Origin of the sequence: Pseudanabaena sp. CCNP1317 (assembly GCF_034931345.1) — a bacterium.
Taxonomy (GTDB): Bacteria; Cyanobacteriota; Cyanobacteriia; order Pseudanabaenales; family Pseudanabaenaceae; genus Pseudanabaena; species Pseudanabaena galeata.
This window is the reverse complement of record NZ_JAYGIF010000060.1, coordinates 66,739-86,274: the sequence shown is the minus strand read 5'-3', so window position 1 is coordinate 86,274 and position 19,536 is coordinate 66,739. Positions and strand designations below refer to the sequence as shown.

Here is a 19,536-nt window from a genome sequence, read left to right as displayed (position 1 = left end):
GTAGTTGTTTGACAATCTTAGGGAAGTTAGATAACATTGTTAACATTATTTTTTGTTTTGACGCTTCTAATTTATCAAATTAGAAGCGTGTTTTTCTAGCTTTTTTCTATCATTCAACACTTCTGGTACTGTTGATGTCATGATACTCACCGTATTAGTTTAGGCTACGAATTGATATAACTCTTCTTGTGATTGTATACCTGAATTATTTGATTGAAGCGATCGCCTTGTTTTAATTTTTAGCAAGTAGGCGATTACTGTTTAGTGATTTGAATGAATAGGCGATCGTATTGTTATTAATTTTGGGTGGATAGGTGATCGCTGAGATTAATTTTCTAAAGCTATAATTATCTTAGAAACTTCGTGCTAGAAGAGGATTTCTATATCAATAGTTGTTACCCTTAATCCCAAATTAGAAGCATTGCTCTATAGTAGAGCCGCCAAACAAGGGCAAGATGTTAATTTTATTGCATCTGAATTATTGGAGAGTATTTCATCCTTGAATTGGCGCGATCGCATCTTTATCTCAAATGCCTCAACGTTGTCCATTTGAGCAAGTTAGCGCATTCAACAACGGTTCGCGTAATACCAGTTCTCTGAAGTGTGACTACACTTCAGAGAATTAAAAATAAAACCCAGTATTTCTTTGAGTTCAACAAAGTGTAGCCAAACTTTATTAAACTGGTATAACTACATGGCAACCAGCAAGCCTAAATATTCCGAAATCGTTAAGTCTGAGAAGACCTTGACTAAGGATACCGAAGCAATCTTGAAGGAAGCGATCACTGAATACAAGAAAACATTTTTGGCTTCTGTCTAATCCACAAATAAGCTAATAAAAAAGAGGGCATCATATGCCCTCTTTTTTATTAGCAGAAGTTTTTAGAAAGCACTAACCCGAACCCATTGCTGACTCATGGTTTGCTCATAAAGAACTTCTAAGCGATCGATATTTTTCACCAGCGTATAGCGATCTAAAACTCTTTGTCTTGCTTTTATGCCAATAATTTTCGCCATCTCTGGATGATCAGCAAATAGAGGTAAAAGCGTACAAAGCTGCGAAGTTACTTTATGGGAATCAAGAATAATTCCCGCGCCATTCTCTATGACCTCCCCGTCCGCACCCACATCGGTTGCAATGCAAGCAACTCCACAGGACATCGCCTCTAGCAACGAAAGCGATAAACCTTCCACTAATGAAGGTAAGATAAATACATCCGTCCCGCGCAAAATCTCAATTCGTCTCTGCTCATCGGCAATATATCCCATCCAAACAATGCTGGGATCGTTGCCATAAAAAGTCTTCAAACCTGCTAACAAAGGGCCAGTCCCAACGATCGCCAGTTTGCAACCCTCTGGCATTCGGCATTTGCGCCACGCTTTGAGTAAAGCTTCGACATTTTTCTCCGCAGCTAAACGACCTTGATAGAGAAAAAGTACATCAGCTTTCAGTTCCTCTTTAATATTTGAAGCACCTGGAGAATAGCGATCGCTATCAACTCCATTGGGAATAACAGCAATTCTGGTATTGGGAACTCCTAATTTATTTAAAAGTTCTTTTTGAATATTAGAAAAGATAATGACTTGATTATAGTCTGCTAAGGATGGGGCATAAATTTGATAGGTGAGTTGCTGCGTACTAGAGGCAAGGTTACGCCGCTTCAGGTCAAAGGGTTGATGAAAGGTAGCAACGAGGGGTAAATCGAGTTCGGCACAAATTTCTGGCAATCGAAAATCGAGAGGAGATATGGCAAGGGATGCATGAATCAGATCGGGCTTGAGCGATCGCAAAGAATCGACGAGAATCTTATTGGCTCTTAAGGATGGAACCGTGTAAATAGTGGATTTATAGAGGAACGGTAAAGCAACATCCTGCGTTTCTTGAGCATGTTCTTCTAGTTCCTCATGGTCTGCATCACTCTCAGGGGCAAAATGCATAAAGCTGACACGATGTCCGCGATCGAGTAACGCATTTGTAATTTCGCGACTATAGGTCACGTTGCCACAAGCAGGCGATTTTTTACCTAACCATGCAATATGCATGAACTACACCACATTATTACCAAAGGTATAATACCAAAACTAGCGGCGGCGCGAAGTGTTGGGGCTATCTTTCAACGTAATTGTGTTGCGGTCGCAATATAAAAAGAACAGCTAGCACGAAGTGCTAGCTGTTCTGGTGTATTTTATGGGTCGCCCGGGATTTGAACCCGGAACAAATCGGTTAAAAGCCGAGTGCTCTACCGTTGAGCTAGCGACCCATTTGAGTGACGAACGTAAACTTTTATATGCATTCATCATATGTTTTTTTTACGCGCTTGGCTAGTCTAACATGCATTTAGCAAATTACACCAGTTAAACTAAAGGGCCTCACTTCAGTAATTTTTATCGAAAGAGTCTGACCGATTAGTTCAGCTAATGATTTGCCCGTTGTGTTCTCGGTAAAGGCAATCCGATTAGTGCGGGTACGTCCCATAATTTGGTTAGGATTTTTATGGTTTGTACCTTCGATCATAATTTCTTCGATACGTCCTGCATAACGCTGCGATCGCAGAGCTGCATTTTGATTAACAGCATGGTTAAGACGCTGAAGGCGATCGCTTTTAATTGCTTCACTCAACTGGTGCTCCCAAACCGCCGCAGGTGTGCCGGGACGGGGTGAGTAAGCGGCTGTATTCACCAAATCAAAGCCAATATCATTGACCAACTGCACTGTACGCTCAAACTGCCCCTCGGTTTCTCCCGGAAAAGCAACGATCGCATCAGCAGTAATTGCTGCATCGGGCATAATCTCGCGAATATCGTCAATAATGCGGCGGTAGCGCTCATGGGTATAGCCGCGAGCCATTGCTTTGAGAATATCGTTGTCGCCTGACTGAAAAGGAATATGGAAATGTTCACAAACCTTTGGCAATTCAGCACAAGCCTTAATTAAGCGAGAACTAAAGTAACGAGGGTGACTGGTGGCGTATCGAATGCGATCGATCCCTTCGACATCATGGACGTAGTAAAGTAAGTCGGTAAAGGTAATCTTGCCACCAATCCCTGCGCCGATGCCACCTGCGGGTAAGTCGCGCCCATAGGCATCGATATTTTGACCAAGTAAAGTAATTTCTTTGTAACCTTGAGCCGCCAACTTTTCAATTTCTTGACGGATCACTTCAGGGGTACGTGATTGCTCGCGACCACGTACTGAGGGGACGATGCAATAGGTGCAGTTTTCATTACAGCCATAAATGACATTTACCCAAGCAGACACGGAGCTATTGCGGCGTGGGGTGGTGATGTCTTCCTCGATATAGGCTTCTTCAGTGGCAACTACTTGATTACCGTTAAATACTTGTGCCAACAGATCGCCAAGGCGATTGACATGTTGAGGCCCCATGACGAGATCAAGTTCAGGTACTCGTCTCAGGAGTGACTCTCCTTCTTGTTGGGCAACACAGCCAGCCACAACCAAGGTTAATTTAGGATTGTCACGTTTGCGCTTGGCTTGTCGTCCTAGGTAAGAATAAACTTTCTGTTCGGCATTGTCACGAATGCTGCAAGTGTTATACAAAATCAGGTCGGCTGTTTCGCTTTCCTCGGTTGACTGATAGCCCATATCTTCCAAAACGCCAGCCATGCGCTCGGAGTCGGCTTTGTTCATTTGACAGCCGAAGGTGACGATGTGATATTTCTGAGCAGTCATGAAAGTGTTTAACCAAGCCGAGATTGTTGCTGTCCTATTCTAATATCTTTCAGCATTGATTGTAATGTTTAACGTGAGTTCGATATAGGAGCTAAAACAGTAAAAGCCTCGCAAAGCTAGGCTTTTACTGTTTTGGCTGTTAAAATTTTGTAGCTTATTACAACAATTACCGATCAAACGAACCACAAGAAAATTCTTGAAAGCTTTGCTTTGCAATGCTTTCAAGAATTTTCTTGGTTTGGTTTTGAGTGCAAAGCGCTGTAAAAGGTGGATGAGCGATGATAGCGTTAAAGAAGAGACTAGGCTTTACATTCTCTCTTCATTTAACGCTGTTTAGTTTGTGTCGGTTTAGCAGGTTTCAGAGGAATGTTATTTGCCTCAAGCCAGTCTTTCCCCACCCGAACCGTAATATCTGATTCAATATCACCCGTTGATTCGACTAAGACTTCCCCTACTCCTAAAGCATCACGTAATTTTTCGGCACTTGCCCTATCCCCATTTTGAGCAATAATCTGTGTCTTTGTAAGGGGTTTAGACCAGCGTTCACTAGCAGCAAATACTTGAGCATAACCTGACCTAGACAAAACAGTTGTGGCTTTCTTGGAGCCTTCTGGCTGAGATGTACTATCTTGGATTGCAATTCTCAGCATTTGAGGTGTATTGTCCTCAAGACTTGTATCGGCTCTTTTCATCACACCAAAGCTTTGATTCATGATGGTGGCAAGTCGTCGATTATCTAGAATCCAATAGCTCAGATTGTCAAATTCTCCTGTATTACTAAATCGACCTGGAGCCATATGCATCTGGATGTTTTTGCGATCAATCTTAGATGTATAGCCAGCGAGGGCAAGCAACTCTTCAACTGAGAGATTAGTATCGATATTTTCCTTAACAATAGTTAGAACTTCAGGAAGCTTAGCGATCGCTTCAGGCTTAAGCTTCTGATCGATGAAAGCTCGGAAAAAGGTTTGCTGACGTTGTACACGACCAATATCGCCAAGAACATCGTGACGGAATCGCATGTATTGAATTGACTTGCTACCATCTAGTTTCTGCTGTCCTGCATTGAGATTGATGTAAAGACGTTGGCTGTCATCTTGGTACTTCATCTTTTTCGGGACATGGATCTCAACACCACCTAGAGCATCGATCAGTTTGCCAAATCCATTGACGTTAAAACGAAGGTAGCGATCAATGGGAATATCTCCCAATACTTGACTCACTGTCTGAGCAGATAAAGCTGCTCCACCTACATAGTTAGCATAATTGATCTTAGTTTTGCCTACTCCTTGAATATCGACACGACTATCACGGGGAATCGATAGGACAGCGACTTTTTTAGTAGCAGGATCAAAACGAATCAGTAACATTGCGTCACTCAGCCCGTTGAGATTATCTTCGACCTCAGCTAAATATCTGCCTTTAGGTTTGGATTGAGCATCGGGTAAATCAGAGGTAAGCAGGATTGTGCCAAGCACTAGGATATTAACAGGGCGAGTCAGTGTGGGTATACCTGCGATCGCTGAAGTTATATCATCGGAATTACGATTAAATACAGATGCTTCATCAGCAGATAATTGACGTTGCTGAAATGGTCTACTACTTAATACAAATGCTAAGCCTGCACCTAGCCCCCCCGACAACAGAGCCACAAACAACACTATAAAAAGTGTCCATTTATGCTTAAGTGAAGCCGTTTTGGGCTTAGACGACTTATTAGACAAACTTGACTTACCTAAATTGATGGGATTTGTTGCCACAGGTAGGGAATACTCCTCACGACTGAACGTTTGCTTCAGCGATCGCCCACCCATGAGCAAAGATGGGACTCAACACATTGCTTATAACTTACTCAGGAACTTCGTATAGGGTTCTTAAGTGTTTTAGACTAATTTGCATTTAACTCTAGCACTGTATCGTAACTTATCGTTACAAACCGCTAAACATCTTACAAGAGTAGTAGAAAGCCTAGTTATGCAAATTGTTTGGATGGATGATACTACATATAACAAAAAAAATCATATCGGAAGCAGAATTTCAGAAACAAGTACTAGAATCCCTTGCAGAGTTAAAAACTGATGTCGAGAGGCTAGACGCAAGCATTGAAAAGTCAGACGATAAATTTGATACCTACAGACAAGCCACACAATCACTAGTTAACTTAGCATTTGGACTAATTGCCAGTGCCACAGTAATCACAGTAGTATCCGCAGTTTTCAAAAGATAGTTGAGGCGCGATCGCCTAAACTAGTATCGACATGTTGTTATCGAGATTTTTGAAAGATCTACAAGTTGGTTATGGAAGTTAGATTTCGAGAATGTGATTGGTTCGACTTATGGATCTGGATCAAGTTTAGTGAAATTCCATCTCAGCAAGAAAAACAACTGTTAGACGAAGTATTTAACTCTTGGTTTTTGCTGGGTAAACTAGGCGGTTTCAATGCTTGTAATATGCAGGTGCTGGAATCTGGGGTGGATGTTAGTTATTTTGACTATGACAACCAAGCCGCCGATGACGAGATGATGTCAGTTATGCATAATATGACTGACCTAGAGTACGAAAACGAATGGGCAAGATGTTGGGTTGATCTAGGTACAACTGATGCGATCGCGATCGATACCTTAGTAAATGCTTTGCGTCAGTTTGATAAAGAATATGTAGCGATCGAAGAAGTAATTATTGGCGGACAAAACTCTGACTGGTTGGTTGAGCCTAAGAGTCTAGATGATGAAGATTATGATCGCTAAAATGTTCAGAGATATGCAAAGCATATCTCTGACAAAAAATTTTAAAGGAGAACTAAAATGCGCGTTTTACACACAATGATTCGAGTTGGAGATCTAGATCGATCGCTTGATTTTTATAGCAACATCCTTGGTATGAAGATCTTGCGCCGCAAAGACTATCCTAACGGGCGCTTTACCCTCGCCTTTGTCGGTTATGGCGACGAATCAAGCAATGCCGTTATCGAGCTAACCCATAACTGGGATACCAACGCCTATGACATTGGTACTGGCTACGGGCATATTGCGTTGGGAATGGAAAACATTTATACCGCTTGCGAAGCAATTCGCGACAAGGGCGGTAAAATCACCCGTGAACCTGGTCCCATGAAGCATGGCACAACGGAAATAGCCTTTGTCGAAGATCCCGACGGTTATAAAATCGAGTTAATTCAACTCAAATAAGTTCAATTGCTGCTTTGCGCCAACCCAACTTAATATTTGAGTTTGAGATATAAGAGATATAAATTGTTATAAGCTGTAAAGCTGCACACCAGTAGCCTAGTCATGCGTAGACCCCGATATACAACTTCTTGGCAATCCAAGCGCAAATCTTGGTTGCGAAATACCCTACTTCTGATCCTGATTGGTTTGCCACTGCTATTGATTTTGGCGGAACTAATTGCGCGAGGAGCAGTTTTAGCAACAGGTAGTACCAACCAACTCAGCCCCAATAAAACTGTGGCGATCGCTCAGTCCTACGCCTTTAAGTTGCAGGACTCTAACGGTAATAACTACCCCGGATTACCAGATTCTGGAAAACTCCATATAAAACGCAGTCCGCTGTTGGGTTACGAATTGCTGCCTAGTCAGAATAGTGAATATTGGCAAATTAACGATCAGGGCTTCCGCCAAGATTCATCCGTGCCTATTGACAAACCTGCTAACGAAATCCGTGTGTTTTTAGTTGGTAGTTCCACCGCGTTTACCAACATGGCGGAAAAGAACCAAAAGGCGTTGGCTTTTAAAATTGAGAAATTGCTCAACGATCGCGTCCGCGCTCAAAATAGCAGTCCCGAAAAGTTTAAGCCCAAGGAAATTCCCTACTTTGCCGATCAAATTGAAGCAATGCGAACTTTGCCACCACGTATTCGTGATGGCAGCTATCGAGTGATCGCGGCGGCGGCTCCAGGCTATAGCTCTGGTAACGAATTAGCACTGCTATCCCATAAGGTGATGGCCTATAGCCCTAATGCTCTGCTGATCCTTGATGGCTACGAAGATTTGCGATCGCCTAGTAATCAGTCTGCGCGTGAAATCGGAAACGTTGAGCAAATGCTACGCGATCCACTTGCCCAATATCGTCAACATCAAACCCAACAGTTTAATAATTGGCTAAATTCGCTATATCTAGTCAAAGCATGGCAAAAATGGGTGGTTCCTGCCAATATCACCACATTCAGCTCTGAATATCAAGTTTTTAATGCTGAACAGCTTAGCAAAGATCCTAAAGAAATTCAGAAAAGGGTCGAACGCTATCTTTACAATACTCAGCAAATGACGAGGCTAGCTAACAGTATCCCTGCTTTGATCATTCTTCAGCCAGAAATCACAGGCAAGCAAAAGTCGTTAACTAAGGAAGAAGAAGGCATCCTGAACTCTCTAGGTAAGGAATATCGCGATCGCATCACAAATGCTTACAAAGTTGCTGAACAGGCTCTGAGCAATAGTCCCCTCAAGACTAAATTTGTCAATTTCTATCAGCTATTTCAAAACACAAACCAACAAGCCTTCATCGATCCGATCCATCTCACTGAAGCTGCCAATGATCTGCTAGCACAGAAATTGTATGCCAGCACTGAACAATTGTTTTTGGTTCAGCCTGCTCCAAATGCTCTGAATGGAGAAGTAGAGCCACAACCAGCGCCGCCTCAGCCTGTTGTGCCTCAGCCTGTGACGTCACCTAACCCAGCCGCGACTCCTACACCTACTAACTAACGTCGGCTAAGTAATATGGATGCGCTTTGCGCCTCCATATTACTCTTAAAGCAAATAATCGAGTGACGGCGCTTTGCGCCGTCACTCGATTATTTGCTTTTGATTTGTTCTATTGCAAGTGACTATAGCTATAAAAAAATCAAAACTGATTTTCATAAAGAGAATTGCTAAAGTAAACTATATAAGTCAGTGAGTTTAATAAATATTTATGGTAGAACCAATTTTGTCAGGCATTTGCCTCGGTCTTATTTTCATTACCCTCGGCGGACTGTTCTTTGCTGCTTATCAGCAATATCGTCGCGTCTAGTCACAACATAAAAATCAAAAAGCAGAAGAGGCTGAAAATGCATCTTCTGCTTTTTGGTACAAACTTTAAGTTTGAACTTTGATAGAAATTTTGGTTTATTCTTCTAAATCTTCAGGCTGGGTTAAGTAGCGGCAAATCTCATGGATTTTCATCCGATAAATATGCGGCCAGCCCCCATTTGTCTCAATATCGCGCAAAAGATTAAATAGCTCATGCCGACTAGTCGGTAAAGCAGGCTGAAATAAATCGTCACGAATGCGCTTATGGATTGATTCTAAGACACGTAATATTTGCAAAAGATTGGCTGGATTGCCTTGCTGATCCTGAGCAATTTGTAATAGGCGATCGCTGATCGTCTCAAGCTCAGATAAATCAGCAATTTGCCCCTGTTGTGATTGGATTTCTGTTTGTGCCAAGCTAAGTACCCTCGTGCGCGATAATATGATGATTGGAATTTTACAAATTAAGTCTTTAGTTAGCTAACCTCTATGGCTAGTCTAAAGCACAGCCAACTCCTTAACGATCTCAATTTAAAATCCCAAACTAGATCGTATTTTTTACAGAGTTATCATAGGCTGCGCTTTGCGCGATCTGTTCTAACTCTAAAATACTACCCGTTAAATCCCGTTAAATTAAGAAGAGGTTATTTATGAAATTTCGTAGTTTTACGAAAGCAATTTTTACATTGTGTATCAGTTTATGTATGTTAGTAGCAAGCGGCGTGTTTGCAACTAACGCGATCGCTGCTGTTGAACCTGGCCTGACCTACGACCAAATTGTTAATACTGGCTTGGCAAACAAATGTTCTGACATTTTGGGTTCTTCTCGCGGTGGTCGTAACTTTATTCCCGTTGGTGCAGGTCAATCTGTAGAAATTACAGAGCTTTGCCTAGAGCCAACCTCGTTTTTTGTTAAAGAGGAATCCAATAATAAGCGCAAAAAATCTGAGTTTGTAGCTAGCAAGTTGATGACTCGCTCCACCTCTAGCCTTGACTTTGTGAAGGCAACTGTAACTGGTAACAGTGACGGTAGCCTCAGCTTAGTGGAAACCGATGGCTTAGACTATCAACCCATCACTGTCAAGATGCCTGGTGGTGAGCTAGTAGCAATTTTGTTCACTATTAAAGGTTTCAATGCCAAAACCGCTCCTGGGGTAAATGGCATTACCACATCGGTTGACTTTGTTGGTTCTACTGATGTACCGACCTATCGTGGTTCTGGCTTTATCGATCCTAAGGGACGTGGTCTAGCGATCGGCTATGACTCTGCTGAAGCTTTACCTGCGAAGCGTAACTCTTTTGATAACAGAAGTGTTAAGGATGACTCTACCTCCAAAGGTACGATGTCTTTACAAATCGCTAAGTTGAATGCTGATACTGGCGAAATTGCTGGTACTTTTGAGACTGAGCAAACCTCTGATAATGACCTTGGCGGTGTTGAACCCAAGGAAGTAATTATTCGTGGCGTATTCTACGGCAAAGTTAATTCTTAACCTTTAAGCAAAGATTAAAAAAAGGAGAGTCTTATTATTTTAAGACCTCCTTTTTTATTTCATAAAATAACCTCAGTTGTAGGCGTATTATTTTTGGAGCTGTATAGCAACGTAAGTTTTGCTTAGGACATAAAACCAAAAAGATGAGTGGCGGCGCTTCGCGCCGCCACTCATCTTTTTGGTTTTGATTTGTCCTATCTATAGCAATCCTAAATGAGTTGTGAGAAAAAGCCATAGATAAAAAGCTTTGGGAAATTAAAGATTTGTCGATGAGTAAAAAACTCAAAAAAGAACTTAACTGTCGCAAAAGATTTACATAAATGATAGAACTCACGAATGAAGCGCTTTGCTTGTAACCAAATATCTTCAATAGGATTTTGTTTGGGATCGTTAGGTGCAAAACGGATACAAGTAATTTTCCAATCTGACTCGTCAAGCTCTCGATTGGTTTGAGCAAGATAATTTTTTACCTCTTGAGAACGATGATAACTAGCACCGTCCCAGATGATAGCAATTCGCTTGCCTTGATTCTGACTTTGTAAATATTTTAGAAAAGCCACAGTACTTTCAGAATTACCCGCACTAGCCAATTGAATTACACGTTCCTGTGTAGATGGTAATTGTGCTTTGTATATCGCTTTATCTTTTTATTTTACATAGCATCACGGATCTCCTGAAGCCAACCGATCGCTTTTTGAGTTGTCGGATGGTCTGCTCCTAGTTCTCGACTAATACTAAAATTATTGGTAGTATTTTATTCATCTTGAAAAGGTTTATGAATGTAAGTTTTCCAATACCACAAGAATTTGAGTCTTATGTTCAAGGACAGATTCAGTCTGGAACTTATAATACTGTGGCGGATTATTTTCTGGCTTTGCTGAACTAAGATCGTCAGAGGAAGGAGGCTCGGACAAAACTAGTGAGTTTGTTACAAAACCCAAGATATCAGGCGACAGGCAATTTACTTTTTAGCTATGGGGAATTGTTGGCGATTTAGTCCATTTTCTTTTTAGCTGCTGTTGATGGATATCTGTTATTTCCGATGAGTATTTGTCGCTCTAAAATACGATCTTCATCATTAAAATCAAGAATTCTTGCGGTGACTTCGCCGATATCTGTAGTTGATCGAATTATCGCTCCATCTAGTTGAAAATGTTCTCTCCATGAGTCTCGGCGAGGGTTAAAGAATCTGACTAGTTCGCCGTTTCGCCAATTAATCGAGCCTAGATCTGTGCCTTTTTGCAGGTTACAGTATAGGCAAGCATAGCAAAGATTTTCGGCTGTCGAGTCACCGCCATGTTTCACACTAATGATGTGATCCACCTGACAAGATGGCGTATTTTCTTCGGCAATCAGACAATATTCACATGAATAATCTGCACGTTGTGCAACCAAGCGCCGCAACTCAGCACTAATGTAAGATCGCGGCATTTTCTTTAATTCCAGTGTCGATATACTTGTAGGCTTTAGCTTTAGCGAGTCTGAGGATATGTTCTAATACTAAATATTTCTCTAATTCTCTTTTATCTTCTTTTGTAAGTTCATTGTTTTTAGCACTATGAACTAAATCTTCTAAACGTTCTTGGGCTGTTTCGGAGAGATGAAAGTCGATGAGGCTCTGGGGAGTTGTACCAGACGCAATGAAGTCAACAATTTCATCGTAAACTTTGATGGTTTTAGTGGCTGTGTTCATAGCTAGGTTTCTGGTTACGATAGATTTAGTACTTGCGCTTTTTTCTTTTTTTTAGTTGTCGAGATTGCATCCTTGTGGCGATCTGAATTATATCATCAGGTTTTTTGATAATCATTTGCTGTAATTCAGGCGTACATCAACCGTCCCTTGGGCGTGGGGATGATTCTTCCTAGTGTTTTCGCCGTTTCTATCCATTCATGAATGATGATTTCAGCGTTGGCTACGGCTTCGGCATAGCTTTGTCCATCTGCCATGCAGCCTGCAAGTTCGGGAACTTCAACGATGAAAGCTTCATCGGCTTCACTCCAATAAACAATTAATTCGTATTTAATTGGTGTCATTTTCTTTGAGTTTATAATATCCAAGGATGGCGTTAGTGATGCGAGATTGTTGAGACTGACAAACCTAAATCTAGGCAGCAACTAATTGCCTTTCTTGGATAGGGTGATGGTATAAAACCATTAGCTGTCTCTCTATTAAGGTTTCGATCGCATAGGCTCTGCCATTGAGGTCGCTAAATTCGACTTCAAAGACTTTAGGTTCGTAAACTTCTACAATTGTGCCGACTTGTCCTCGATATAAATGGCAATTGGGAACATCTTCTAAGAGTGCAACTACATCTAATAATTTCATGATTATCTCCTTTTAAGGTATGTAACAGGTGACTAAACGGGGAAAATTTTCTTCAAAACGGACAATCCAGACGCTACGAACGATCGCTTGCTTGTCTCGTCTGTTCATCGAAAAGTCAATTATATATTTTTTGCCATAACTATTTTGTCTTTCAAAAGCTGCATTGTAATTTTTGAGTGCTTCTTTTAGTGCGTTGCGGAGTTCTTCTTCATTTTCTTGTTTTAGCCCCAAAACTGACTGAAAGACTCGCGCTTTGTGTTGACCATCGGGATGTTCGGGATTGAGGCAATATCCTGATAATTTTTCGGAGTCAATTATGGCTTGTTCAGGATTAGGAAGTTTCATGGTTTTTAAGTTTGCTCTTTCCTCAATTCTCGTAGGTATTGTAGATTATTACGAGTTGTTTTTGTGTTGGGATGATCATTGCCTAGCGAAACTTCAAGAATTGCTAATGCTCGCCGATAGAGAGGTTCGGCTTCGCTGTACTTCCCTTGCAAATCGTAAAGGTATGCGAGATTGTTGAGACTTTGGGCGACATCGGGATGGTCTGCTCCTAGTTGGCGTTCTCTGATCGACAGCGATCGCAGAAAGAGAGGTTCGGCTTCGCTGTAATTGCCTTGCGATTCGTAAAGTAATGCGAGGTTGTTGAGACTGGTGGCGACATCGGGATGGTCTGCTCCTAGTTGCCGTTCCATGATCGAGAACGATCGCAGATAGAGTGGTTCGGCTTCGCTGTACTTCCCTTGCGATTCGTAAAGTCCTGCGAGATTGTTTAGACTGGAGGCGACATCGGGATGATCTGCTCCTAGTTGGCGTTCCCAGATTTCTAGCGATCTCACATAGAGCGGTTCGGCTTCGCTGTACTTCCCTTGCAATTTATAAAGTCCTCCGAGATTGTTGAGACTGGTGGCGACAGAGGGATGATCTGCTCCTAGTTGGTGTTCCCAGATTTCGAGTGATCGCACATAGAGAGGTTCGGCTTCGCTGTACTTCCCTTGCGATCTGTAAAGTCCTGCGAGATTGTTGAGATCTATTGCAACTTCAGCATGATCTTCTCCATAGATGCATTTATCGATTTCGAGTGATCGCACATAGAGAAGTTCGGCTTCGCTGTACTTCCCTTGCGAATCGTAAAGTCCTGCGAGATTGTTGAGACTGGTGGCGACATCAGGATGGTCTGCTCCTAGTTTCAGTTCCCTGATTTCGAGCGATCGCAGATAGAGAGGTTCGGCTTCGCTGTAATTCCCTTGCGATTCGTAAAGTAATGCGAGATTGTTGAGACTGGTGGCGACAGAGGGATGGTCTGCTCCTAGTTGTCGTTCCATGATTTCGAGCGATCGCCGATAGAGAGGTTCGGCTTCGCTGTACTTCCCTTGCGATTGGTAAAGTCCTGCTAATTCGTTAAGAGCGAGTGCGACATTAGAATGTTCTTTGCCTAGTTGCTGCTCATACAATTCCAAAGCTTTTTGATAAGGTTGTTCAGCCTCAACATAGCGAATTGCATCTTCATAGGCTTTCCCAAGACTGTTATAGAGACTAGCTAATAGAGGTGAATCAGGAGATTGAGACAGCAACTCATCGATTTGTTTTTGCAGTTCATTCGGATCAGCGCCTGTTTGCGGGGATTTTTCTAATACAAGATCTTCAGTTAGTTTTTCTACTGGCAAAGTTGATGATAGTGGCTTAGAGAACTCAAATACACCTCCGCGCCAACTCCAAAAATCGGGAGCTTGCTGGGCTAAAGATGTGGCAATTGCTGGAGTTAACCAAATCACAATCGGAAATTTAAAATCGCGTAATCCTTCCCTTGTCCATTGTGCCGAAAAGAAGAATTGTTCTTGAGCCGATTTTGGTTCGTTGAGCCGAATCCCTAACAGTTCATCAGCACCCAAAACCGTAGCGATCGCAGATTTCTCAACCGATATTAAATCAGGTTCCTGCAATACCAAATCCTGCAAACATTGTTTCAAACTCGGTTGCTGGCGCTCAATTCTGACCCGATGGCAACTTGTCCCCTTAGCGACCAATTCCTTCTCATAGCTACCAATTAACTCATCACGATATTTCCAATTATCACAAATCGCAATCAACAAATTCAATTCACCATAACTAGCTTGTACGGACATCAACAAGCGCCGTAAATTCCGTTGATTTTGATTTTGTTCCATCGCCGCCATCTATGCCTCGATTAGCTTTTTCTCTTTGAGCAAATCCACCACAATCGGATGCACGTCATACCACATCAAATCATTTTCGTACTCTAACACCATCAAACCATGCAACAGTTTGATAAAACCTGCGTTACTAGAATCCTTTACTTCCGAAGTCTCATATATCTGTACCATCAGATCATAAAGACTAGCTCCAATTTGACGAGCAAAATCGTGCCGTAAATTTCGCAACACAGTATCAAGAATCTCTTGATTGATCGCTATATCTTTGCGATCAGGCTCGATCTCGATTTTTACCATGCATTCTATACAACATTCCCGCGCAATCCTCACCAACTCCCGCATTACACCACCACTCTTTAACACCATCGCACGAGCAGCATATGGATCGAGTAAGTCTTCAGGGACACGTTTCGCTAATACTTTTAGAAATGTATTGAGATTTTCGGGAATGGGTTCGATGTCAGGATTATGGCGATCTACTTTTTGAAAAAACTTACATACAGGGAACAGATACGGACGCACCCCACCTTCCGAGTTGAACGCACCAATAACTTGCGGCTCTTGCGTTGACGAAACAGGAATCGTAAATACAATTCTAATCTCTGGCGAAAATAGAGCCTTAATATTATTGAGATAAATCGCCTCTACAAGTGCCAAGTCTAGCTTATCAAGATCGTCAATGATTACAATTACGGGCTTCTTTGTTTTAATTTGAATAGCCGCCGCAAGACGATCAATCTTGCCAACTAGGTCAGAAATTTTTTTAACAAAAGTGGACTCTAACTCATCACGAAAACTTTTTTCCTGTTGTAGTTTGGCAGAAAATTCCAAAAATTTAAGCTCGAAACCCGCTCCTCCTTTAGTCTCTTCGCTTTTTGATTGCTTATGGACAGTGGTATTCCAACCTAAAATAGTTTCCTGAATATCTCCAGCCACATCTATTCCCAATCTTTGAGCATGGCTAAGCATCAACAAAGCGATCGCATACAAAATATTCGTATGGGTTACAGCAGACATCTCAATTAGGTCAGCGATCGAAAAGAAAACCACATGATGCTGATCGGACATTTCTATGGCTAAGCGCTTCAACAGCGTAGACTTACCGCAACCACGATGCCCCGCAAAAATAAACTTACCATTTTTCTCAGATGCCTCAATTTCCCGTCTCAGACGGACTTTGACCTCGATCCCATAGTCAACTCGAAATTTTTTAATATCATCCATTTCAACTAGTGGCAACAGAGCTAAGTCTTTATAAGCTTGTTGAAATTTTGCGAGAAGTTCCAGATCCATAATTGCCGCAGATGATAGTTAGAAGAGTAAATAATGCGATCGTACCAGTAAAAAGTATAGCCTAACGCCTACTTATGCCTCACCCGAAACTAAAGCGATCGCTTGATTAACAATAGCCTCGCGATCGACCATTGCACCCAACGCATCAGATTCATATCTGCCCTCAAAAGCTTCACCCGCAGCAGCATCTAGAGCGATCTCATACGCCTCTTCAATTGTCTCGCGTAGTTCTGAAGGTTCGCAATAGTTTCCTTTAGCCTTACGTCGCTGATTGGTACGCTGAATTTCTCGTACCGAATTTTTAATTGATAGATCCCACGATCTCGTAGAGCGATTTTCGGCATGTTGTTTGATTAGATGCATCAGCAAGATTTTGGCAAAGCTATAAATCTTATTCAGCTTGTCATCCTTGCTCATCTCTGTCATCTCCTCCACTATCAGCAATGCATCAGAGATATTGCCACTGAGCAAAAATCCCTTTAGTTCCAACAACTCTTCCATCGCCTAAGCCTCCTGAGTTAAATCACCCAAATCAATATTTGCACCACAAGTTTACCAATGTTTTAATTTTACATCAGTGCTAAATAAGCAAAGTGTTGTGGCGTGGCTTTGCTGCGCCACAACACTTTGCTTATTTATTTTGTAGTCTGGAACGATCGCATAAATTTTTGCAATTGACGGCTTTCTAGCTCTAAAACACGACGGGCAAAATCGCGATCACGATCTAGAAAAGCATCAAAGGCATCCACAGGAACCGCCAAAATTCGCGTAACTTCGCTTTCAGCGATGATTGTATTTTGAGAATCACTATGGGCTAAAACCTCTAGCTCATCTAGAGTTTGCCCCGACTTGAGATGCTCAACACGCACTTCCTCACCCTGCGAATAGAAATTAATCTTCGCTGAGCCAGTAATTACCAGTAACAGCTCACGACAAGTATCACCTGCTTCCGTAATCACCTCATCCGTCGTAAAGGCTCTCACCTCAGCATGATCGGCAAGCCCTACCAACGTTTCACCATGCATCCGATGGAAGAAATCGCTATTAAAGAGATGTGCTACTTTCTCTAACATCGGAAATGTTGTGAGCGGTGGGGAACTCTCGGATAGCGAGAGTACGATCTTAGCCGTCTCTTGCACTAAGCTGGAAGTTTGCAGACTGTAATTACGAGCGATCGCCTTACTTTGCTCAAGATTGAGTTGGGCGGTGATATACAAACAAGCAGCTTGCATCAAAGGATTTTGATCATCCAGTAAAGGCTCTAGCGATCGCAAAATCTCCTCAATCGAATAATCGATTTGGCAGACAGTTGCTTGTCCATGCGATGGATGTAAACATTGCAGCATTTCTAGAGATAAGCGATTGCTCCAGCTCTCAGATTCTAAGGCTTCCACCAAAACTGATGGTGCTAATTGTCCTAACTGTTGAGCAACTGCGATCGCATCGGCATCATTTGGGAAAGTCTCTAGAGTGCTTAAAATCGTGCGGACGATTAATTCCTTTTTATGGGTAATGCTATCCCACAGAAGTCTTAATACAGTCTGATATTCTTGAAGCAGTGGCTGATGTAAAGCTCGATAACAGAAAATCAAAGATGGTAACTGAGCGACTAAAAACTCGGCTCTACGCAGTTTTCCTGATTCGGGGGAAATGCCATCCAAAATCCAAGCCTCTTCCTGCGGATTAATTGCATATTGGCGGCGTAAGGCTCGCACTTGCGCTGAGTTCTGCTCAAGCAGAGTATCGGAAGAGTTATCAAACTGTTGCTTTTGCAATAGCATCAATCGCTCCATCGATTTGCGATAGCCTGTCAAGCGAATTTGATTTTCTAAACTACGTTGGCGATCGGGATTTAGCAATTGCGGATCTTCAATGCCAAGTTCTTCTAATACTTCACGGTGTTCATCATCAGTAATTCCAAGTTCCTGACGTAATTGTTGCAAGACTTCTAAACTACTGGAGGAATCGACATATCCTTCTTCTAAGGCTTCGCGCACCACTCCTTTATAGGCAGTGTGGCGCTTTTCTCTAGTGAAGCTAGGCAAAACCTTTGCCAAGATATAAACTTCATGGGTATTCAAATCGCTGAGCGATCGCCCTTCTAAAAACTGGGAAACATTAAGTTGCAACTTCTCTAATTGCTTACGGAAGCGACTGGCTAAATTCTCCCGTGAATAGAGGTCGGGGCTACGCTGCCAAGTTTTATACACCCAAAGTGTACTGAGCAGAACTAATCCCAAGTCATAGATATATTGCCCCCAAAGTGGCATCAAAGCGACTAACGGACGACCACCAAAAATAAAGAAGAAGTTGAAAATTGTAAATGTACAAATGGTAAAAATACGATGACGAATGACTTCTCTAGATAGATTGAGATGGCGATCGCCACTGTAAATCCTGATCCTTTTTTCAATCCAGCGACCTAAGAAATAACCGATCGCAGTAAAGCTGGCGAGTGTTAGAGGTACGGCAATTAATTTGGGAATATTAATCGCTTGCCCAAATAGATAGAACCCTGCACTAAACAAGGTTGCCAATTGATCCGACTGCCTTGCCCATGCACCAGAGAAATAATAATCCCAATTACCTGCATAGAGATAGTAATAGACAAAATAGCCAGTCACTAGACCCACATAACCATATCTCAGCAATGATTCTTCAGGTTTGCTCAATCCATCCCAATATACGCGCTCAGAGTCAATATCTAAACAAGGATTTTGACAGGCTACACAGGCACTTTGCTCTTTGCCATCGGGCATTACAGTTCGACACATCGATTGCGTAATCAACTGATCGCTAGTGTGAGCACTGCTGCTAAATAGTCCCCCTGGTTCACTGTAAACGCGCTGTACAGGAGCCATCGGACAGAAGTAGTTGCACCAAGATTTGCCACCGTAGAGATAGCCCACAGCGATCGCAGCGGCAATGCTGGTCAAGATCCATAGAGCGAGAATTAAGCGATCGGCATTAAAAAATAAAATTCGACCGCATAGTCCTGCAAATAACCAGCCAAACTGGACATAGGGATAGTTTTTGCCTAGCCAAGAGTCGGGCTTGACCTTGGCTAATTCATAGCGAACCTTGCCAGTTTTGGCATTTTCGCGTTTAAATTGACGCTGCCAACCCAAGGCGCGAGGGATTTGCGATAAAAATGAGAGCGGACAAATCCGCCGCCATACCTCATGCCCAAACACCAACAAAATGAAAATCGCCGCAGGGACAACCGCACCCCAGAATATTGTCGTACCGAGGGCATAGGGCTGTTCTACTAAGCAGTTACCTTGTACAGAGATGCAACTGTCGGTTAACCGCAATGGACTCCAAGGATGATTGGGGACTGTAAATTGAGGAGTCCAGGGATCGTAAAATAATGACGCAATGATCAGTAACCATGCGATCGTTAAGATCCAACGAATCCAATGCATTCGCCGCTCAGATAGCTGTCCAAACATAAATAAGTTTTTGATAAAGAATGAAAAAAAAGTTCTATACAAAAAAGGGTTAAAAATCCTTCACAGCAGGATTTTTAAC

21 protein-coding genes and 1 tRNA gene are annotated in these 19,536 nt (G+C 42.2%); 7 read left to right on the top strand and 15 right to left on the bottom strand.

What is annotated here, in order from left to right:
* Positions 1–694: 694 nt before the first annotated feature.
* Entirely contained in the window at positions 695–820 is a 126-nt protein-coding gene (locus tag VB775_RS13315; protein WP_281007360.1) for a hypothetical protein, read from the top strand.
* A gap of 62 nt (positions 821–882) precedes the next feature.
* Here VB775_RS13315 and VB775_RS13310 read toward each other — a convergent pair whose 3' ends face one another.
* From VB775_RS13310 to VB775_RS13295, 4 genes are all read right to left on the bottom strand, one after another.
* Positions 883–2,043 carry a glycosyltransferase family 4 protein gene (locus VB775_RS13310; protein ID WP_281007361.1) on the bottom strand — a complete coding sequence of 387 codons (1,161 nt, stop codon included), beginning with the start codon at positions 2,041–2,043 and terminating at the stop codon, positions 883–885.
* Positions 2,044–2,189: 146 nt separating this feature from the next.
* Positions 2,190–2,261: transfer RNA gene (locus tag VB775_RS13305), tRNA-Lys, on the bottom strand.
* A gap of 77 nt (positions 2,262–2,338) precedes the next feature.
* Complete coding sequence (gene miaB / locus VB775_RS13300) at positions 2,339–3,691, bottom strand: tRNA (N6-isopentenyl adenosine(37)-C2)-methylthiotransferase MiaB (RefSeq protein ID WP_281007362.1); 1,353 nt, start codon at positions 3,689–3,691, stop codon at positions 2,339–2,341.
* 323 nt (positions 3,692–4,014) lie between these two features.
* Positions 4,015–5,505, bottom strand: a complete 1,491-nt coding sequence (locus VB775_RS13295; RefSeq protein WP_281007363.1) for an LCP family protein — start codon at positions 5,503–5,505, stop codon at positions 4,015–4,017.
* 179 nt (positions 5,506–5,684) lie between these two features.
* On the opposite strand from VB775_RS13295, the gene VB775_RS13290 reads away from it, so the two are divergent.
* The 5 genes from VB775_RS13290 (at position 5,685) to petG (ending at position 8,720) form a co-directional block, all read left to right on the top strand.
* Entirely contained in the window at positions 5,685–5,918 is a 234-nt protein-coding gene (locus VB775_RS13290; protein WP_281007364.1) for a hypothetical protein, read from the top strand.
* Positions 5,919–5,989: 71 nt separating this feature from the next.
* Positions 5,990–6,439 (top strand): DUF3531 family protein, encoded by a 450-nt coding sequence (locus tag VB775_RS13285; protein WP_094534993.1) that lies wholly within the window; start codon positions 5,990–5,992, stop codon positions 6,437–6,439.
* Positions 6,440–6,496: 57 nt separating this feature from the next.
* Positions 6,497–6,880, top strand: a complete 384-nt coding sequence (gloA, locus tag VB775_RS13280; protein ID WP_281007365.1) for a lactoylglutathione lyase — start codon at positions 6,497–6,499, stop codon at positions 6,878–6,880.
* Positions 6,881–6,982: 102 nt separating this feature from the next.
* Complete coding sequence (locus VB775_RS13275; RefSeq protein ID WP_281007366.1) at positions 6,983–8,413, top strand: hypothetical protein; 1,431 nt, start codon at positions 6,983–6,985, stop codon at positions 8,411–8,413.
* 208 nt (positions 8,414–8,621) lie between these two features.
* Positions 8,622–8,720: a cytochrome b6-f complex subunit V gene (gene petG, locus VB775_RS13270; RefSeq protein WP_071590170.1), complete on the top strand. Its 99-nt coding sequence runs from the start codon at positions 8,622–8,624 to the stop codon at positions 8,718–8,720.
* A 95-nt stretch (positions 8,721–8,815) separates the two neighbouring features.
* Here the strand turns inward: petG and VB775_RS13265 are convergent, their stop codons facing one another.
* A complete protein-coding gene (locus VB775_RS13265) occupies positions 8,816–9,136 on the bottom strand; it encodes a hypothetical protein (protein ID WP_281007367.1) in 321 nt (106 codons plus the stop codon).
* Between the two features lie 233 nt (positions 9,137–9,369).
* Here VB775_RS13265 and psbO point away from each other — a divergent pair, with 233 nt between their 5' ends.
* On the top strand, positions 9,370–10,212 hold the full coding sequence (gene psbO, locus VB775_RS13260; RefSeq protein WP_281007368.1) for a photosystem II manganese-stabilizing polypeptide: 843 nt from the start codon (positions 9,370–9,372) through the stop codon (positions 10,210–10,212).
* Positions 10,213–10,421: 209 nt separating this feature from the next.
* Here the strand turns inward: psbO and VB775_RS13255 are convergent, their stop codons facing one another.
* The 10 genes from VB775_RS13255 to VB775_RS13210 all read right to left on the bottom strand — a co-directional run bounded on the left by VB775_RS13255 (position 10,422) and on the right by VB775_RS13210 (position 19,457).
* Positions 10,422–10,847 (bottom strand): transposase, encoded by a 426-nt coding sequence (locus tag VB775_RS13255; RefSeq protein WP_281009449.1) that lies wholly within the window; start codon positions 10,845–10,847, stop codon positions 10,422–10,424.
* A 358-nt stretch (positions 10,848–11,205) separates the two neighbouring features.
* Entirely contained in the window at positions 11,206–11,643 is a 438-nt protein-coding gene (locus VB775_RS13250; RefSeq protein ID WP_281007369.1) for an HNH endonuclease, read from the bottom strand.
* Positions 11,624–11,905: a hypothetical protein gene (locus tag VB775_RS13245; protein WP_281007370.1), complete on the bottom strand. Its 282-nt coding sequence runs from the start codon at positions 11,903–11,905 to the stop codon at positions 11,624–11,626. Before VB775_RS13245 ends, VB775_RS13250 begins: the two co-directional genes overlap by 20 nt.
* A gap of 125 nt (positions 11,906–12,030) precedes the next feature.
* Entirely contained in the window at positions 12,031–12,246 is a 216-nt protein-coding gene (locus VB775_RS13240) for a type II toxin-antitoxin system HicB family antitoxin (RefSeq protein WP_281007371.1), read from the bottom strand.
* Between the two features lie 70 nt (positions 12,247–12,316).
* Positions 12,317–12,538 (bottom strand): DUF4926 domain-containing protein, encoded by a 222-nt coding sequence (locus VB775_RS13235; RefSeq protein WP_281007372.1) that lies wholly within the window; start codon positions 12,536–12,538, stop codon positions 12,317–12,319.
* A gap of 12 nt (positions 12,539–12,550) precedes the next feature.
* On the bottom strand, positions 12,551–12,883 hold the full coding sequence (locus tag VB775_RS13230; protein ID WP_281007373.1) for a DUF6883 domain-containing protein: 333 nt from the start codon (positions 12,881–12,883) through the stop codon (positions 12,551–12,553).
* Between the two features lie 5 nt (positions 12,884–12,888).
* Complete coding sequence (locus VB775_RS13225) at positions 12,889–14,715, bottom strand: tetratricopeptide repeat protein (RefSeq protein WP_323216823.1); 1,827 nt, start codon at positions 14,713–14,715, stop codon at positions 12,889–12,891.
* Entirely contained in the window at positions 14,716–16,005 is a 1,290-nt protein-coding gene (locus VB775_RS13220; RefSeq protein WP_281007375.1) for an ATP-binding protein, read from the bottom strand.
* Between the two features lie 72 nt (positions 16,006–16,077).
* Positions 16,078–16,506, bottom strand: a complete 429-nt coding sequence (locus VB775_RS13215; protein WP_281007376.1) for a DUF29 family protein — start codon at positions 16,504–16,506, stop codon at positions 16,078–16,080.
* Positions 16,507–16,640: 134 nt separating this feature from the next.
* Entirely contained in the window at positions 16,641–19,457 is a 2,817-nt protein-coding gene (locus VB775_RS13210) for a cyclic nucleotide-binding domain-containing protein (protein WP_281007377.1), read from the bottom strand.
* Between the last annotated feature and the right edge of the window lie 79 nt (positions 19,458–19,536).

Coding starts and splice junctions, on each gene's coding strand:
- VB775_RS13285 (WP_094534993.1), top strand. CDS start 5,990: ATGGAAGTTAGATTTCGAGAATGTGATTGGTTCGACTTATGGATCTGG.
- VB775_RS13275 (WP_281007366.1), top strand. CDS start 6,983: ATGCGTAGACCCCGATATACAACTTCTTGGCAATCCAAGCGCAAATCT.
- VB775_RS13235 (WP_281007372.1), bottom strand. CDS start 12,538: ATGAAATTATTAGATGTAGTTGCACTCTTAGAAGATGTTCCCAATTGC.
- petG (WP_071590170.1), top strand. CDS start 8,622: ATGGTAGAACCAATTTTGTCAGGCATTTGCCTCGGTCTTATTTTCATT.
- VB775_RS13295 (WP_281007363.1), bottom strand. CDS start 5,505: ATGGGTGGGCGATCGCTGAAGCAAACGTTCAGTCGTGAGGAGTATTCC.
- VB775_RS13220 (WP_281007375.1), bottom strand. CDS start 16,005: ATGGATCTGGAACTTCTCGCAAAATTTCAACAAGCTTATAAAGACTTA.
- VB775_RS13290 (WP_281007364.1), top strand. CDS start 5,685: ATGATACTACATATAACAAAAAAAATCATATCGGAAGCAGAATTTCAG.
- VB775_RS13315 (WP_281007360.1), top strand. CDS start 695: ATGGCAACCAGCAAGCCTAAATATTCCGAAATCGTTAAGTCTGAGAAG.
- gloA (WP_281007365.1), top strand. CDS start 6,497: ATGCGCGTTTTACACACAATGATTCGAGTTGGAGATCTAGATCGATCG.
- VB775_RS13215 (WP_281007376.1), bottom strand. CDS start 16,506: ATGGAAGAGTTGTTGGAACTAAAGGGATTTTTGCTCAGTGGCAATATC.
- VB775_RS13225 (WP_323216823.1), bottom strand. CDS start 14,715: ATGGCGGCGATGGAACAAAATCAAAATCAACGGAATTTACGGCGCTTG.
- VB775_RS13245 (WP_281007370.1), bottom strand. CDS start 11,905: ATGAACACAGCCACTAAAACCATCAAAGTTTACGATGAAATTGTTGAC.
- VB775_RS13310 (WP_281007361.1), bottom strand. CDS start 2,043: ATGCATATTGCATGGTTAGGTAAAAAATCGCCTGCTTGTGGCAACGTG.
- VB775_RS13210 (WP_281007377.1), bottom strand. CDS start 19,457: ATGTTTGGACAGCTATCTGAGCGGCGAATGCATTGGATTCGTTGGATC.
- psbO (WP_281007368.1), top strand. CDS start 9,370: ATGAAATTTCGTAGTTTTACGAAAGCAATTTTTACATTGTGTATCAGT.
- VB775_RS13230 (WP_281007373.1), bottom strand. CDS start 12,883: ATGAAACTTCCTAATCCTGAACAAGCCATAATTGACTCCGAAAAATTA.
- VB775_RS13250 (WP_281007369.1), bottom strand. CDS start 11,643: ATGCCGCGATCTTACATTAGTGCTGAGTTGCGGCGCTTGGTTGCACAA.
- miaB (WP_281007362.1), bottom strand. CDS start 3,691: ATGACTGCTCAGAAATATCACATCGTCACCTTCGGCTGTCAAATGAAC.
- VB775_RS13240 (WP_281007371.1), bottom strand. CDS start 12,246: ATGACACCAATTAAATACGAATTAATTGTTTATTGGAGTGAAGCCGAT.